We start from the raw sequence: 15,502 nt of genomic DNA, 5'->3' as shown, positions 1-15,502 counted from the left end.
GCTTGTCCTTGTCGCTGGAAATTTCAAGTTCGCTCAGTTCATTAGGGGTCGCCACGCCGTCTCCTGAAATCTGTTAACCCTTGGCCGGGCCTTCCGCGCCGCGCGAACCGCCGCCGATGCTCTGGCCCGCATCGCGTGAAAGACCCATGTAGCCGATCACTGACACGAGCGTCAACACGCCCGCAAGCAAGAACGCGAGGCGGAAATCGTCGAGCGTGAACACGCGGCCCGTCGTCTCGCCGTTGAAGAACGCCGCGGCCCGCAGTGAAACTGCGCCGAACGCAATGCCGAGGCCGATGGTCATCTGAGCCGCCGCGCTCCATAGCGTGCTGGCCGCGCTCATTTGCGGCTGCGCGACGTCGGCGTAGGCCAGCGTGGCGAGTGTCGAAAACTGCATCGAGCGCGCTACGCCGTACACGAACACGACGATCAGCACGAGCGCAAGCGGAACGTCCGGCGTCAGCAACCCGCACGCGATGATGAAAATGCCGGCCACCGTCACATCTACGATCGACACCATGCGAAAGCCGAAACGCTGCAGGATTCGCGTGGTCAGCGCCTTCATGCCGAGATTGCCGAGCGCGCTGGCGAGCAGCAGCAGCCCGGACTTGAACGCCGACAAGCCGAAGCCGACCTGGAACAGCAGCGGCATCAGATAAGGTACGGCGCCAATGCCAATGCGCGTGAAGGAGCCCGTTATCACCGTCACCGAAAACGTGGGGATTTTCAGCGTGGAAACGTCGATCAACGGATGCGGATGCCGCTTGGCATGCTGGAACGCGACGGCGCCCACCACCAAGCCCAGGACGATGATCGCCCCGCCGATCCACGGGTTCTCGGCGGGCTGGCTTGCCAGTTCCGCGCCGTACAGAATCGCAGTGAGCGCGGTGCCGCTCAGCAGCAAACCGACGACGTCGAGCGGCTTGCGTTCGCTGCCGCGCAGGTTGGGCACCAACGCGAGCGCCACGGCCATGGCCGCGAGACCGAACGGCACATTGAGCAGGAAAATCCAGCGCCACGACGCATAAGTGGTAATGAAGCCGCCGACTGGCGGGCCGATTACCGGCGCGGCGATTGCGGGCCACGTTATCGTTGAAATGGCCTGCATCATGCGGCTTTTCTCGGTGCTGCGAACCACGATCAGCCGGCCGACCGGCACCATCATCGCGCCTCCGATGCCTTGCAGCAAACGCGCGGCGGTGAATTCCGCGACGTTCTGCGACAGCCCGCACAGCACCGAGGCGACCGTGAACACGCCGATCGCGCTGAAGAACACGGTGCGCGAGCCGCAGCGGTCGGCGACCCAGCCGCTCGCCGGGATGAAAATCGCCAGCGCCAGCATGTAGGCCGTCATGCCGAGACTGATGCTGTTGGGCCCGACGCCGAACGAGTGCGCCATCTGCGGCAGCGCAGTTGCGATCACCGTGGTGTCGAGGTATTCCATGAAAAACGTCGCCGCGACGATATACGGCAACCAGCCGGCATGCTTCAGAGGCGTGCTGCTTGCGTTCATTGCATGGCCCCCGGCAGCGTGCGCGTGTGTACGTCGCGAAGGCCGCGAGCGCATGGGCGAATTCCACGCGAAATACGCAATGCTATGCACTTCATGTTTTTGACTTTCTCTCGAATACGTGTTTTCGCCGTCCCTGCAAAGCGGACGAGCGACAGGAACGGGGCCCGGGGAACGCGTCGGTCATGCTGCTAGCAGAATGACTTGCACTGGGCGCGTGCCGCGGTGATATATCGCCGGCTCTGAATCCTATCGCAATCGGGGGCGCTGCATAGGTGATGCGTGGCACAGACCAATGCGTCCGTCCAAACAGCGCGCTGGCTCGTGCTGACTCATGTATGAGTCATGCCGAGCACGTCGCGTGCCGTGCCCGGCGGTCAGCAAACACGTTTCGATACGACCCGCGGTTCAGTCCTTCGCCGCGTATTCGCGGTCCAGCCGGTCATACAACGGCTTGTTCACGAGACGCTGGCGCTCGCTGAACGGCGTGACGAGCGTCGCGTCCTCGTCGAGGCGGCCGTTGCTCTTCAGGCTGCCGAGCGCGCGTTGCATGCCGAGCACCGCACCTTGCAAGGCGGCGTTCGCGTACAGCACGATGCCGTAGCCGAGCTTCGCGAGCGCTTCACGCGACTGCACCGGTGTCTTGCCGCCGATCACGATGTTGATCAGCTGCGGCTTGTCGAACAGCGACGGCAGACGCTCGATGTCCGCCAGCGACTCCGTCGCTTCGATGAAAAGAATGTCCGCGCCCGCCTCGATAAAGCGATGACCGCGCTCAATCGCGTCTTCGATACCGTGGACTGCCGCGGCGTCGGTGCGCGCCATGATCTGCAGGTTTCCGTCCTCGCGGGCGTCGACCGCCGCGCGGATCTTGCCTGCCATTTCGCTGGCGCCGATCACTTCCTTGCCGGAAAAGTGCCCGCACTTCTTCGGCATCACCTGGTCTTCGAACTGGATCACGTCGGCTCCGCTGCGCTCCAGCACGCGCACGGTCTGGCGTACGTTCAACGCGTTGCCAAAGCCGGTGTCGGCGTCGACGATCAGCGGTAGCGCAACCGCATCGCGGATTCGCGCGGTGTGCTCGGCGACCTCGGCAAGACCAATGAAGCCGAGATCGGGCAAGCCGAGCGACATGTTGGTGACGCCCGCGCCGGTGATGTAGATCGCCTCGAAACCGGCGTCCTCGATAACGCGGGCGCTCATCGCATTGAACGCGCCTGGCACGAGCAGGCCCTGGCGTTCGTTGACCTTGGCGCGGAAGGCGGCGCGGCGCGCGGCGGAAGTTGTCATGACGGTTGTCTCCGAAGGAAAGCTGAGTAGGGTGGCTTTGAAAGGCAGAAAGTATGCCAACGAGTCGGCGCTGACAAGTAACGTAGTGAAATCAATCGCTTAGGGAAGCAAGGCTCGCAGTCGGCGTTTCGTGGCAGAATGGTTGACCGTTCCATGAAACGTTTCCAGAAACGATTGCGGAACGTTTCAACCGCCTCTTCTGGAGCGTTTCACATGTCGACCTTTGCGCCGTCTCTTGTCAACGCTGATTCGGGCCGCCCGGGGATTGCACTGGTAAGTATCAGCCGCCTCAAATCGCTTTGCGAGACGATTGCACCGCGCTACGCCGGCCGCGCGAGATTTTTCTCGATTCGCGAAGGCTATGGCTCGGCTGTGACCGCGCTGCAGGCATACGTCGACGCGGGCTCCGTCGACGTCGTCCTCGCGGCGGGCTCGAACGGTGCGTATTTGCGCGACCACCTGAGCGTGCCTGTCGTCATGGTGAAGGTGAACGGCTTCGACGTCCTGAGCGCGATCACCCGCGCCACCACCGTTTGGCCCAGCGAGCCGATCGGGCTCGTGCTGCACGAAACGATCTCGCATGAACTGGCCGATCTCAGCGGCTGGCTGAGCGTCGGCCTGACACAGCGCGCCTACCGCTCGGTCGATGAAGTCAGAACCGCAGTGAGGGATCTCGCCGCCGAAGGCTGCCGCGTAATCATCGGGCCGGGCATGGCTTGCGATCTCGCGCAGCAGGAGGGTCTGGAGAGCGTGTTCCTGTACTCGCTTGGCGCCGTCGAGGAAGCGTTCGAGCGCTCGGTCGAACTCGCGCGCGTGAGCCGCCAGAAGGAGTCGAAGCGCGTGCGCCTGAACACGATCGTCGCTCATCTGCGCGACGGCGTGGCCGCCTTCGACGACGCAGGCCAGCTCGAAGCGGTCAACCCCGCGATGCTCGAGCTACTGGGCCTCGACCGTGACCAGGACGTTTCGGCGCAACTCGCGCGGACGGTCGGCCCGTGGCTGCGCAAGGCGCTGCAAGGCGACGGCGCGCTCGACGAGCGCATCGAGCAGATCGGCGAGCGCTCGCTGATCGTCAATTGTGTGCCGATAGTCGAGCAGGGCGCGCGCTCGGGCGTTGTCGTGACGGTGCAGGATGCGCTGGTCGCGCAGCGGATCGACCGGTCGTTGCGCACCAGTCAGCGGCCGAGGCATCTGGTTGCGCGGCATCGGCTGGACGATCTGATCGGCGAATCGGCGGCGCTCGAACGCGTGCGCCGGCTCGCGCGCGCCGGCGCGGCGCACGACGTCACCGTCTTATTGACCGGCGAAAGCGGCACCGGCAAGGAACTGGTGGCGCAGGGCATCCACAATGCAAGCCCGCGGCGCGGCAATCCGTTCGTCGCGTTCAATTGCGCGGCGCTTCCCGAGGGGCTGATCGAAAGCGAACTCTTCGGTCACGAGGAAGGCGCGTTCACCGGCGCGCGGCGCGGCGGCAAGCCCGGCCTGTTTGAAATGGCTCACACCGGTACTATTTTTCTCGATGAAATCGGCGAAATGCCGCCCGCGCTGCAAAGCCGGCTGCTGCGCGTGCTCCAGGAACGCGAGGTGATGAAGCTCGGCTCGGGCCGCGCGACACCCGTCGACGTGCGGGTGATAGCCGCCACGCACCGCGACCTGCACGCGCTCGTCGACGAGGGCGGGTTTCGCGCGGATCTGTATTTTCGTCTGAATCTGCTTCAGATAGAATTGCCGCCGCTGCGTGAGCGGCGTGCCGACGTCGCTTTGCTGGCGCGGCACTTGTTAAGCCGCAATGCGCTCCAATATGGATTGTCTGAAGCGGCAAGCGACCGGGTTCTGCAGTTTCTGACGCCGCTCTTCGAGCGCTACGCGTGGCCAGGCAACGTGCGGGAACTGGAAAATCTGCTGGCGCGCGCAGCGATCTATCTCGGCGATGCAGCGAGTGATCAGCGCGCCGATCCTGACGGCAGCGTTCAGCCTGACCTGTTGTCGCTGTTTCCAGAATTCAGCCGTATGGAGCATGCGGGCGGCAACGGGAGGCTTGTTAGAATTTCCGCTGGCGCCGCCCGCGCCGCGCCGAGCCGCGACGACGCGCTGGAAGCATTGGCACGCTGCGGCGGCAACCGTGCAGCGGCAAGCCGGGCGCTGGGCATCGGCCGCACCACGCTGTGGCGGCTGCTTAAAGCGGATGGCGCGATAGCCGACGGGGCCGGATCAGATAGCACAAATCTATCAATATAATTAAAACAATCCACTTTACCTATTAAGCGCTGTCTGACATACTGACTCCACTTTCCAACCACTCAGAAAGAGGACTCAGTAAATGCCGATCATCAATAGTCAAGTCAAACCGTTCAAGGCACAGGCTTATCACAACGGCGATTTCGTGACCGTCACTGAAGAAAGCCTGAAGGGCAAGTGGTCGGTTTTCGTTTTTTATCCGGCCGACTTCACGTTCGTTTGCCCGACCGAACTGGGTGACCTGGCCGATCGCTACGCCGATTTCCAGAAGCTCGGCGTTGAAATCTACAGCGTGTCGACCGACACGCACTTCACGCACAAGGCATGGCACGACACGTCGGACACGATCCAGAAGATCAAGTATCCGATGATCGCTGACCCGACCCTCGCGATCTCGCGCAATTTCGACGTGCTGATCGAAGAAGAAGGTCTGGCGCTGCGCGGCACGTTCGTGATCAACCCGGAAGGCGAGATCAAGCTGTGCGAAGTCCACGACAACGGCATCGGCCGTGACGCTGGCGAACTGCTGCGCAAGGTGCAAGCTGCGCAATACATCGCAGCACATCCGGGTGAAGTCTGCCCCGCCAAGTGGACGCCGGGCGCTGAAACGCTGACCCCGTCGCTCGACCTGATCGGCAAGATCTAAGGTTCAGCAGCTTCAAAGCCTCAGGCAAAACTAGCGCCCTAGCGGCGCATCGGCGTGCGGGCCGCTTCTTACAGCGGTTCGCGCGTCCCCGGTTCGCCTGTGTTCTATCGGACACAGGCGGGGCCGGGAACCCAACACCCCATCGTCACGGAATCGAATAGCCATGCTTGATGCCAATCTCAAGACTCAGTTGAAAACGTACCTCGAAAAGGTTAGCAGGCCTATCGAGATCGTCGCCTCGCTCGACGACAGCGCGAAATCGCAAGAGCTGCTGGCATTGCTGAACGATATCGCGACGTTGTCGGAACGTGTCACCGTGATCGAGCGTCGCGGCGACAGCGAACGCAAGCCGTCGTTTTCGATCGGCGAGCCCGGCAAGGACATCGGCATCCGCTTCGCGGGCATTCCGATGGGGCATGAATTCACGTCGCTCGTCCTCGCATTGCTGCAGGTCGGCGGCCATCCGGTCAAACTCGACGACGCGGTGATCGAACAGATCCGCAGTCTCGACGGCGACTACCAGTTCGAAACGTATTTCTCGCTGTCGTGCCAGAACTGCCCGGAAGTCGTGCAGGCGCTGAACGTCATGGCGCTCATCAACCCGCGCATTCGCCACGTGGCGATCGACGGCGCGCTGTTCCAGAACGAAGTCGACGCACGCCAGATCATGGCCGTGCCGACCATGTTTCTCAATGGCGAAGTGTTCGGCCAGGGTCGTAGCGGCGTGAAGGAAATTCTCGCAAAGCTCGATACCAACGCCGGTGCACGTGCCGCGAAGGAACTTGAAAATAAGCCGGTGTTCGACACGCTGATCGTCGGCGGCGGTCCCGCTGGCGCGGCTGCCGCGATTTATTCGGCGCGCAAGGGAATTGCGACCGGCGTCGTCGCGGAACGCTTCGGCGGTCAGGTACTCGACACGCTGGCGATCGAGAACTTCGTCTCCGTTACGGAAACCGAAGGGCCGAAGTTCGCTACGGCGCTCGAACAGCACGTGAAAACGTATGAAGTCGACATCATGGACGTGCAGCGCGCTGAAGCGCTGATTCCCGGCCGCATCAACGAAGTGCGCCTCGCAAACGGCGCGGTGCTGAAGGCCAAAACGATCATTCTCGCCACGGGCGCCCGCTGGCGCGAAATCAACGTGCCGGGCGAGCGCGAGTACCGCAATCACGGCGTGGCGTATTGCCCGCACTGCGACGGTCCGCTCTTCAAGGGCAAGCGCGTCGCGGTGATCGGCGGCGGCAACTCGGGCGTGGAAGCGGCAATCGACCTCGCGGGTATCGTGCGTGAAGTCACGCTGTTCGAATTCGGCGCGACGCTGCGTGCCGACGAAGTGCTGCAGCGCAAGTTGCGCAGCCTCGCTAACGTGACCATCGTCACGCAGGCGCAGACTACCGAAATCACCGGCGACGGCAAGAAGGTCAACGGTCTCGTCTACAAGGACCTGCGTTCGGGCGAAGTGAAGAACGTCGAACTGGAAGGCGTATTCGTGCAGATCGGTCTGGTGCCGAACACCGAGTGGCTGAAGGGCACGGTGGAGTTGTCGAAGCACGGCGAGATCGTCGTCGACGCACGCGGTGCGACGTCGGTGCCGGGCGTGTTCGCGGCCGGCGACGTCACCACGGTGCCGTTCAAGCAGATCGTGATTGCAGTCGGCGAGGGCGCGAAAGCATCGCTCTCCGCGTTCGATCACCTGATCCGCAACAGCGAAGAAACGGACACCGTTAGCGAAGTCGAAGCCGAAGCTGCGGTTTGACGATAAGACTTAGCTGGTAATGAAAGACGGCGGCCCACGGGCCGCCGTTTTTCATTTGTGGACGCGGATGTGGATTGGAGATCCCAGCGCCAACGCGCAAAAAAAGCCGCCCGGTTATGAAACCGGGCGGCTCTTGCTCAAGCGTAAGCCTGTGAAGACGAACGGCTTAGCCCCACAAGTCCGACAATTCGTTATCGCGCAGGTCGAACACCAGTACTTCTGCGTCGCGGCCTTGGGTGAAGGTCAGTGCTTCTTCGCCGCGCACACGGGCGCCGTCGCCCTCGCCGAGTTCCACGCCGTTCACCGTCACGCTGCCGCGCGCCACATGCACGTATGCATAACGGTTGCTCGCCAGTTGCAGCTGCGCCGTTTCGTCGCCGTTGAAGAGTCCGGCATAGACGCGTGCGTCCTGTTGCAACACCAGCGAACCGTTCGCGCCGTCCGGCGACAGAACGAGGCGCAGCACACCGCGTTTGGCGTCCGCGCTGAAGTGCTGCTGCTGATAGCGAGGCTCGGTTCCCTTTTTCGCCGGCGCTATCCAGATCTGCAGGAAGTGCACCGGCTCGCTCTTCGAATGGTTGTATTCGCTGTGCGCCACGCCGGTTCCTGCGCTCATCAACTGGACGTCGCCGGGCACGATCACCGAGCCGGTTCCCATGGTGTCCTTATGCTCGAGCGCGCCTTCCAGCACGTACGAGAAAATTTCCATATCGCGATGCGGGTGCTTGCCGAAGCCTTGAGCCGGCGCGACACGGTCGTCGTTGATCACGAGCAGATCGGAGAAGCCGTTTTGCTTCGGATCGTGATAGTTCGCGAACGAAAACGTATGACGCGAGCTGAGCCAGCCGTGTTCCGCGCGGCCGCGTTGATTGGCGTGTCTGATTTCAAGCATCTCTTTCTCCTGTCGACCAGAGGTTGCGCGACGCGCATGTTCTGGGTCCATGCAACTTTCGTTGCGGGCGATCCGGGCAACCGCTTATCCGTGATCCATGAACGACAGTTTAGGTCAACTTGAACGGCTTTAATCAGGCTAAAATCAGAAACACCGTCTCATATCAGTGGACAATGACAATGCAACTCGATGACATGCGGATCTTCGTCGCTGCGGTCAACGCTCATAACTTCACCGCTGCCGCCAAGCGCCTGTCGCTGTCGAAGCAGTTCGTCAGCCGCCGGGTTATGGCGCTCGAAGAAGCGCTCGGCGTGCCGCTCCTCGTCCGCAACACGCGCAAGCTGGCCGTGACGGAACTGGGGCAGGAGTTCTACGAGCGCGCCAGACGCATTCTGGGCGAGGTGGAGGAAGCGGAGCAGGCCATGTCGCTGCGGCGAGCCGGGCCGCGTGGGCTGCTGAGGGTGAGCGCGCCGATGTCGTTCGGCATGATGCATCTGTCGCCGCTCGTCGCCGACTTCCTGCGCGAGCATGGCGACGTGCGCTTCGACATGGAGTTGAGCGACCGCACCGTCGACGTGGTCGGCGAGGGCTTCGACATGGCGGTGCGAATCGGCGTGCTGCCTGACTCCACGCTCATCGCGCAAAAACTGGTGGATGTGAATCTCGTCGCGTGTTGCAGCCCGGGCTATCTGCGCCGTCGCGGCGCGCCCGCTACGCCTGCCGACCTCGCGCGCCATTCATGTCTGCTGTACGGGCACGGCGGCGTGGTGACGTGGGATTTTGCAGTAGACGGTGCGTTGAAGGGCTTCGAAGTACACGGGCCGCTGCGCGCCAACAATGGCGACCTGATCCGCGATGCGGCGGTAGCCGGCCTCGGAATAGTTCGGCTTCCTGATTTCATTGTCGCCGACGCGCTGCGAAGCGGCCAGCTCGTCACCGTGCTCGATGACTTCCTGCCGAGCGCGACGGGTGTCTATGCCGTCTACCCGCAGCATCGGCAAAGCTCGCTCACCATTCGTGCGTTCGTCGACTTTCTGCACAAACATCTGAAAAAGCGTCTTGCAGCGTAGCGACCGGCGGCAACGGCCCCACGTTCGAAAACGGACGCGGGCCGCTGTATGTCTTGCAATGATCAGCCGTCGCGGAAGATAAAGCTATAGCCGTTCAGAGCAGGCACGCCGCCGAGATGCGCATAGAGCACGCGCGAGCCCTCGGGAAACTCGCCGTTGCGCACCATGTCGATCATTCCGTGCATCGACTTTCCCTCGTACACCGGGTCGGTGAGCACGCCTTCCAGGCGGGCGCACAGGCGGATCGCCTCTAGCGTGCCGTCGTTCGGCAGGCCGTATTCGGGGCCGCCGAAGCGTTCGTCGAGCACGACGTCCTCAGCCGTGATATCTCGTCCGAGGCCCACTTTCTCCGCGGTGCGGCTCGCGATTCGCGTGATCTGCTCGCGGGTCTGCGTCGGTTTCGCCGATGCGTCGATGCCGATCACGCGATCTGCGCGGCCGTCGGCGGCGAAACCCACCACCATGCCTGCCTGCGTGCTGCCCGTCACCGAGCACACCACGATGTAGTCGAACTTGAAGCCGAGTTCCGCCTCCTGCTGGCGCACTTCTTCGGCGAAACCGACAAAGCCGAGACCGCCCAGCGGATGATCGGAGCAGCCTGCCGGAATCGCGTATGGCTTGCCGCCGGCGGCGCGCACGCTTTCGAGCGCGTCTTCCCAGCTCTTGCGAAAGCCAATGTCGAAGCCGTCCGGCACGAGGCGCACGTCCGCGCCCAGAATGCGCGACATCTGAATGTTGCCGACGCGGTCGTACACGGCGTCCGAATAGTTGACCCAGTTTTCCTGCACTAGCACGCACTTCATGCCGAGATGCGCGGCAACCGCCGCGACCTGGCGCGTCTGGTTCGACTGGATGCCGCCGATCGACACGAGCGTATCGCAACCTTGCGCGAGCGCTTCGGGAATCAGGTATTCGAGCTTGCGCGTCTTGTTGCCGCCGAACGCGAAGCCGCTGTTGCAGTCCTCGCGCTTGGCATAGAGATGCACCTTGCCGCCCAGATGATCGCTCAGCCGCTTGAGCGGCTGGATGGGTGTTGGCCCGAAGGTGAGCGGATAGCGGGGAAATCGTTGCAAGTTCATGGTATCTCCGGTGTCGGTTGGTTCGGCGCGGTGCGTGGCAACCGCGGTCAACACATGGTAGGAAAAACGCCGGGAAATGAGCTTGCGAATATAACCGCGCAAGCAAAATTTTGGTAATGTAACAATGAGATAGGCCTATCGAAATTGTGCACGGAAGCAGATGAACAAAACTAAAGTTCGCGGCCTTGCCGCAACCCGCGCCACGGCAACTGCGGAAGCCGATCCGCTGCAATCGCTCGATCGCATCGACCGGGCGATCCTGCGTCAATTGCAAACGGACGCGTCGATCTCGAACGTCGCGCTGGCTGCGAGGGTGAAACTGAGCGCGCCGGCTTGCTTGCGGCGAGTCGAGCGGCTCAAGGAATCGGGATTGATTCGCGGCGTTGTCGCGTTGATCGACCCGAAGGCGGCGGGCGCCGGCATGCTCGTCATCATCGGCGTGGTGCTCGATCGCTCAACGCCCGAATCGTTCGCCGAGTTCGAGAAAGCGGCGCAGAAGGTGGCCGGTTGCATGGAGTGCCACGTCGTGACCGGCGAATTCGATTACTTCATGACGATTCGCACGCGCGACAGCGACAGCTTCAACCGCCTTCACGCGGAACAGCTGCTTTATTTGCCGGGCGTGCGGCAAATTCGCTCGTTTATGGTGCTCAAGGAGATTTTGTCGACCACCCGGTTCCCGCTCTGACGCCAGTGGTCATCAGGCACGAAGCCGCAAACGGGCGCATGCTGTCCGGGTGCATGCTGTCGGGGTGCATGCTGTCGGGGTGCATGTCATTAACGCGCCGCATGTGCGACTAACACTGTGGACACTCGGGTCATACGCAATCCGCGCCGGCAAGAGTGAACCGCGTGCCTTTGCGAAGGCGGAATCAGGACAGGACATCATGAACATGGACAAACATATCGACCGCAAGAGCGTCCGCTCGCGCGCGGCCAGACTTTCACTCTCCGTTGGCTTCGGTGCACTCGCGCTGCTGCTTGCACAACGAATGGCATTTTCATCCGAGGGCGCAGTGGCCATCGCGCCCCCCGCGCTCGATGAGCCGGTCGCCGCGGCCACGGTTCACGAAGAAACCGCAGTGTTTGCGGGCGGCTGCTTCTGGGGCGTGCAGGGCGTATTCCAGCATGTGCGGGGCGTAAAGCAGGCCGTGTCAGGCTATTCGGGCGGCCAGCGCGACACCGCCAACTATGAAACGGTGAGCGGCGGCGCGACCGGGCACGCGGAATCCGTGCAGGTCACGTTCGACCCCACTCAGGTCACCTACGGCCAGTTGCTGCAGGTGTATTTCTCGGTCATTCACGACCCGACGCAACTCGATCGCCAGGGGCCCGACAGCGGCACGCAATATCGCTCAGCGGTGTTTCCGCTGAACGATATGCAGCGGCGCGTCGCACAGGGCTATATCGCGCAACTCCAGAAGGCGCATGCATTCGCAGCGCCAATCGTGACGAAGGCGGAGCCGTTCAAAGGCTTCTACCCCGCGGAGTTCTATCACCAGAACTATCTGACGCAGCATCCGAACTCGGGGTACATCGCGCTGTACGACATGCCGAAGGTGGCCAATCTGAAACGTATGTTCCCCAATCTGTATCGCGACACGCCGGTGCTGGTTCAGGCAGCGCAATAGAAACGCTCGATTCGCTGAAGTCGTGCTTATTGTGCGCGTGTAGGAGCGCCGCCCCTGAGGCGGCGCTTTTCTATTACAAGGCTTTCTGCCGACGATCGCCGCCGCGCGCGGCAGCCATCGACCGTGACCCGCCAGGCACCGTCTGCAAGGCAATGGAGGCATGCTTCAATCGCTTGGGCCCATATCTTGCACTAGCTCGTCCGTCGGCAAAACTTTCGCATGGTCTGTTATGACGAATACGTGGGCAGGAAGCTTGTTCCTCCTATCGACAGACCTTGAATGTGCGCGTTTTGCCGTGCAATGCGTGTCGGTTGCTGAAAAACTTACATGCTGCGCGTAGCAACGCGGCGGTCGGCCAGGCTCTTGTGCTGCGCGGGTGAGCCGGGCCGGAAAAGATAAACCCTCTTCGCGATACGCGAGATTGGAGGCATTGGTGTTGAACAGCCGTAGAAAGCGGATCGGCAAGGTCCGCAATAAACAAACAGGCATCGCGGCTACTTCCATGGTGGCCATGACTATTGGCGGCTTTGCCGCGTTACCGGGGGTCGCGTCTGCGCAGACGCCTTCGCCGTTGGGCGAGTGGCAATACTCGGTCGGTATTCCGCTGCAAAAGATGTGGCAGCCGAACATTCCCGACTGGCAGGTGCGCGTTGGCGCCGCTACGTCTTTCCAGCCGCGCTACGAAGGCTCGGAGCGGTATCACCTGATGGCGGGTCCCAGCATCGACGTCCGCTATAAAGACCTGTTCTTCCTGTCGAGCGGCGAAGGTTTCGGGGCGAACTTCGCACAAGGCGAGAACTGGCGTGCAAGCCTCGCCGTGGTGTACGACCTCGGTCGTCGCGCTCACGACGATCCGCAGGAACTGAACGGTCTCGGCAACATCAATCCGGCGCCGGGTTTGAAGCTCTCGGGCGAATACGTTGTATCGAGAGACTTTCCGCTCGTGCTGCGCGCAGCCGTGCGCCGCTATTTCGGAGGCTCAAACGGGTGGATCGGCGATCTCGGAGCGTATATGCCAATGCCGGGCAGTTCGAAGAAATTCTTCTGGTTCGCCGGCCCCAACGTGACGCTCGCGGACTCCACTTATATGAACAGCTGGTTCGGCGTGAACCAGAACCAGGCCGCCCATTCCAACTTCCCGCAGTACCACGCGAGTGCGGGTTTCAAGTCGGTTGGCTTCGGCGTTAGTGCTGTATGGCTGTTCGACAAGCACTGGTTTGCTACCGCCGACGGCGCGTTCCAGCAACTCGTCGGCAGTGCCGGGAATAGCCCGATCACGCACCGCAAGGCCAATGGCGTTGCGGACGTCTCGATCAACTACCGGTTCTGAGCGAAGCGCAACCGTGGCGGTTGCGCAACCGTCACGGTTACGGATTCACGCGCGTGCCCTGCAGCCGGTGCGTGTTTTTGGACGCGGCAGCGGCGGACGCTGCCGCTGCCGATACACCCGCCGGACCCGCTGGAATATCGCTCGGGCGTGAAGTGCCCGCGGCTTGCGGATAAAGCGCAAGCAATGTGCGCAACACGCCGTTTGTCCAGCCGAAACCGTCCTGCAACGGATACTCGCCGCCGCCCGCGGACACGCCGGGCGACGCTGCGTCCACATCGTATTTTTCGACGAGCTTACCCGTGTGCTGATAGTACGAGACGTTGGTTCTGATCCAGCGCGTCGCGATGGTTTGCGCGAGCGCCGGTTCGCTATAACGACGCAGCCCGATCACCGCGAGGTATTGCAACGGCGCCCAGCCATTCGGCGCGTCCCATTGCTGACCGGTCGCGACCCTGGTGGTTGCAAGGCCGCCGGGGCGCAGCAGCTCGCGCTGCAACGTCGCGGCCACGGCCTTAGCCTGCTGACGGCTCGCAACCCCCGTGTACAACGGATAAACAGTGGCCGCGGTAAGCCTGTGCGTGAGCGTGCGATGTACGAAGTCGTAGTCGCCGAATGCCTGCAATTGCGGGTCCCACAGCACGCGTCGAATCGTGTCGGCTCGTGTGGCGGCGCGCTGCGACATGTTCTCCGCATGCGTGACGTCGCCCCGCACGCGGTACGCCTTTGCGAGTGCGCGTTCGAGATCGACGATCAGGCAATTCAGATCGATCGGCGCGAGCGACGTCACATCGACCGTGGCAAGCGTGTTGCCGTCGGCAAACCAGCGCGAGCTGAAATCCCAACCCGTTTCGCCGCCTGCGCGCAGGTTGCGCCACAGATCGTCCGCGTTGCGTTGCGGCGTTTGCTGCGAGGTCGCAATGTCTTCACGATACGACTCGTCGCGCGGCGCCGCGCGTTCGTCCCAATAGCGGTTGAGGAGCGAGCCGTCCGCGAGGCGCACCACGTGCCGGTTCGCGTGACCCGCGGGCAGCCCCTCGCTGCCGTCCATCCAGTAAGCGTATTCGCGTTGCAGTTCCGGCAGGTATTGCGCGTAGACGGCGTCGCCGTCTTTCTCGGCCACGAGCCGCACCATCTGCGCGAAGAACGGCGGTTGCGAGCGGCTCAGGTAGTAAGTGCGATTGCCGTTCGGTATGTGGCCGTAGCGATTGATCAGCGTCGCAAAGTTCTTCAGTTCGTCGACGACCCACGCATGGTGTCCGCTTGCTTCCAGACCCAGCATGATGAAGTACGAGTCCCAGTAGTAAATCTCGTCGAAGCGGTCACCCGGCACGATGTAGGCATCGGGCAGCGGCAGCAGCGACGACCACGGACTCGCCGCGGCATCCGGCTCACGGCGCAGCACGTTCCACAGCGTATCGATATGACTCACCACGTCCTCGTTCGGATCGGACACGTAGCTCTTCGACATACGAACGGGCAGCGTGAAATTGCGCTTCACGAAGTCGCCGAGGTTGAAACCCGGTTGCTGCCTGGCGGTTTCGTACGCCGCGGCAATCTGTGCCGGCGGCGCGAGCGGCACCATGTCGGCGAAGGTCTTGCTGTCGGGATAGAGGTGAGCGAGTTGCACGTCCCGATAGAGGTCGGGGTATTGCTCGGAGGGCGGCACCGGCACCACCGGCGACGCCTGCACGGGGGGCTCGACATGCAGTGCGACACGCGTGATGCCGCTTGCTCGCGGCGCTGCATCGGCAGCCGGGGCTGCAGCCGCGATCGACGCATGCAACATGAGCGCAGCGGCGAGCGCGGCGACATGGGCAGCCACAGGCGTGGTATCAAGCCAGGCGCCAGGCCAGGAGACCTGCAGGGCGCCCAGCGCGCGACGCAGATGGTGACGGGCAACAGCGGCGAAAGCGTGAACTGTCATCGGCAGGAGAAAGGACGTCGAAGCATGAATGGGTCAAAGAGGTGGAGACAGGGTTCGCATCATTGACCGCGCGCGCCCCGGCAAAGTTGCGTGTATCTGCTCGGCCTTGCCCAGCAAGGCGGAGCGCGGTGGCGCA

General features: G+C 62.6%; 12 protein-coding genes. 7 read left to right on the top strand and 5 right to left on the bottom strand.

Translation table 11 applies throughout. The features are described from left to right. Positions 1-73: 73 nt before the first annotated feature. Positions 74-1,513 carry an MFS transporter gene (locus ACTJLB_RS17985; protein WP_020067925.1) on the bottom strand — a complete coding sequence of 480 codons (1,440 nt, stop codon included), beginning with the start codon at positions 1,511-1,513 and terminating at the stop codon, positions 74-76. Between the two features lie 405 nt (positions 1,514-1,918). After that, complete coding sequence (locus tag ACTJLB_RS17980) at positions 1,919-2,800, bottom strand: isocitrate lyase/PEP mutase family protein (protein WP_440784048.1); 882 nt, start codon at positions 2,798-2,800, stop codon at positions 1,919-1,921. A gap of 213 nt (positions 2,801-3,013) precedes the next feature. Between ACTJLB_RS17980 and prpR the strand changes: the two genes are divergently transcribed. The 3 genes from prpR to ahpF all read left to right on the top strand — a co-directional run bounded on the left by prpR (position 3,014) and on the right by ahpF (position 7,440). Further along, positions 3,014-5,038 carry a propionate catabolism operon regulatory protein PrpR gene (gene prpR / locus ACTJLB_RS17975; RefSeq protein ID WP_440784047.1) on the top strand — a complete coding sequence of 675 codons (2,025 nt, stop codon included), beginning with the start codon at positions 3,014-3,016 and terminating at the stop codon, positions 5,036-5,038. A gap of 82 nt (positions 5,039-5,120) precedes the next feature. Next, a complete protein-coding gene (gene ahpC / locus ACTJLB_RS17970) occupies positions 5,121-5,684 on the top strand; it encodes an alkyl hydroperoxide reductase subunit C (protein ID WP_020067922.1) in 564 nt (187 codons plus the stop codon). Positions 5,685-5,847: 163 nt separating this feature from the next. After that, complete coding sequence (ahpF, locus tag ACTJLB_RS17965) at positions 5,848-7,440, top strand: alkyl hydroperoxide reductase subunit F (protein WP_440784045.1); 1,593 nt, start codon at positions 5,848-5,850, stop codon at positions 7,438-7,440. Positions 7,441-7,606: 166 nt separating this feature from the next. Here ahpF and ACTJLB_RS17960 read toward each other — a convergent pair whose 3' ends face one another. Continuing rightward, entirely contained in the window at positions 7,607-8,332 is a 726-nt protein-coding gene (locus tag ACTJLB_RS17960; RefSeq protein WP_440784043.1) for a pirin family protein, read from the bottom strand. A gap of 179 nt (positions 8,333-8,511) precedes the next feature. Here ACTJLB_RS17960 and ACTJLB_RS17955 point away from each other — a divergent pair, with 179 nt between their 5' ends. After that, on the top strand, positions 8,512-9,402 hold the full coding sequence (locus ACTJLB_RS17955; RefSeq protein ID WP_440784042.1) for a LysR family transcriptional regulator: 891 nt from the start codon (positions 8,512-8,514) through the stop codon (positions 9,400-9,402). 62 nt (positions 9,403-9,464) lie between these two features. Here the strand turns inward: ACTJLB_RS17955 and ACTJLB_RS17950 are convergent, their stop codons facing one another. Continuing rightward, positions 9,465-10,481, bottom strand: coding sequence for a 1-aminocyclopropane-1-carboxylate deaminase (locus ACTJLB_RS17950; protein ID WP_131315729.1), 1,017 nt, complete (start codon positions 10,479-10,481; stop codon positions 9,465-9,467). 160 nt (positions 10,482-10,641) lie between these two features. Between ACTJLB_RS17950 and ACTJLB_RS17945 the strand changes: the two genes are divergently transcribed. The 3 genes from ACTJLB_RS17945 (at position 10,642) to ACTJLB_RS17935 (ending at position 13,442) form a co-directional block, all read left to right on the top strand. Next, complete coding sequence (locus ACTJLB_RS17945; RefSeq protein ID WP_310066792.1) at positions 10,642-11,169, top strand: Lrp/AsnC family transcriptional regulator; 528 nt, start codon at positions 10,642-10,644, stop codon at positions 11,167-11,169. 199 nt (positions 11,170-11,368) lie between these two features. Then, positions 11,369-12,112, top strand: a complete 744-nt coding sequence (gene msrA / locus ACTJLB_RS17940) for a peptide-methionine (S)-S-oxide reductase MsrA (RefSeq protein ID WP_204521529.1) — start codon at positions 11,369-11,371, stop codon at positions 12,110-12,112. A 433-nt stretch (positions 12,113-12,545) separates the two neighbouring features. After that, positions 12,546-13,442: a MipA/OmpV family protein gene (locus ACTJLB_RS17935; protein WP_087754865.1), complete on the top strand. Its 897-nt coding sequence runs from the start codon at positions 12,546-12,548 to the stop codon at positions 13,440-13,442. Positions 13,443-13,479: 37 nt separating this feature from the next. Here ACTJLB_RS17935 and treF read toward each other — a convergent pair whose 3' ends face one another. Further along, positions 13,480-15,228: an alpha,alpha-trehalase TreF gene (treF, locus tag ACTJLB_RS17930; RefSeq protein WP_440784234.1), complete on the bottom strand. Its 1,749-nt coding sequence runs from the start codon at positions 15,226-15,228 to the stop codon at positions 13,480-13,482. Positions 15,229-15,502: the final 274 nt, after the last annotated feature.

Origin of the sequence: Paraburkholderia sp. 22098, from assembly GCF_052045935.1 — a bacterium.
GTDB lineage: Bacteria > Pseudomonadota > Gammaproteobacteria > Burkholderiales > Burkholderiaceae > Paraburkholderia > Paraburkholderia caledonica.
The sequence above is the reverse complement of the archived record's forward strand: the minus strand, read 5'-3'. Positions and strand labels throughout refer to the sequence as shown.

Bases quoted from the DNA above. Each gene is read 5' to 3' on its own strand.
- ACTJLB_RS17985 (WP_020067925.1), bottom strand. From the start codon at position 1,513: ATGAACGCAAGCAGCACGCCTCTGAAGCATGCCGGCTGGTTGCCGTAT.
- ACTJLB_RS17980 (WP_440784048.1), bottom strand. From the start codon at position 2,800: ATGACAACTTCCGCCGCGCGCCGCGCCGCCTTCCGCGCCAAGGTCAAC.
- prpR (WP_440784047.1), top strand. From the start codon at position 3,014: ATGTCGACCTTTGCGCCGTCTCTTGTCAACGCTGATTCGGGCCGCCCG.
- ahpC (WP_020067922.1), top strand. From the start codon at position 5,121: ATGCCGATCATCAATAGTCAAGTCAAACCGTTCAAGGCACAGGCTTAT.
- ahpF (WP_440784045.1), top strand. From the start codon at position 5,848: ATGCTTGATGCCAATCTCAAGACTCAGTTGAAAACGTACCTCGAAAAG.
- ACTJLB_RS17960 (WP_440784043.1), bottom strand. From the start codon at position 8,332: ATGCTTGAAATCAGACACGCCAATCAACGCGGCCGCGCGGAACACGGC.
- ACTJLB_RS17955 (WP_440784042.1), top strand. From the start codon at position 8,512: ATGCAACTCGATGACATGCGGATCTTCGTCGCTGCGGTCAACGCTCAT.
- ACTJLB_RS17950 (WP_131315729.1), bottom strand. From the start codon at position 10,481: ATGAACTTGCAACGATTTCCCCGCTATCCGCTCACCTTCGGGCCAACA.
- ACTJLB_RS17945 (WP_310066792.1), top strand. From the start codon at position 10,642: ATGAACAAAACTAAAGTTCGCGGCCTTGCCGCAACCCGCGCCACGGCA.
- msrA (WP_204521529.1), top strand. From the start codon at position 11,369: ATGAACATGGACAAACATATCGACCGCAAGAGCGTCCGCTCGCGCGCG.
- treF (WP_440784234.1), bottom strand. From the start codon at position 15,228: ATGTTGCATGCGTCGATCGCGGCTGCAGCCCCGGCTGCCGATGCAGCG.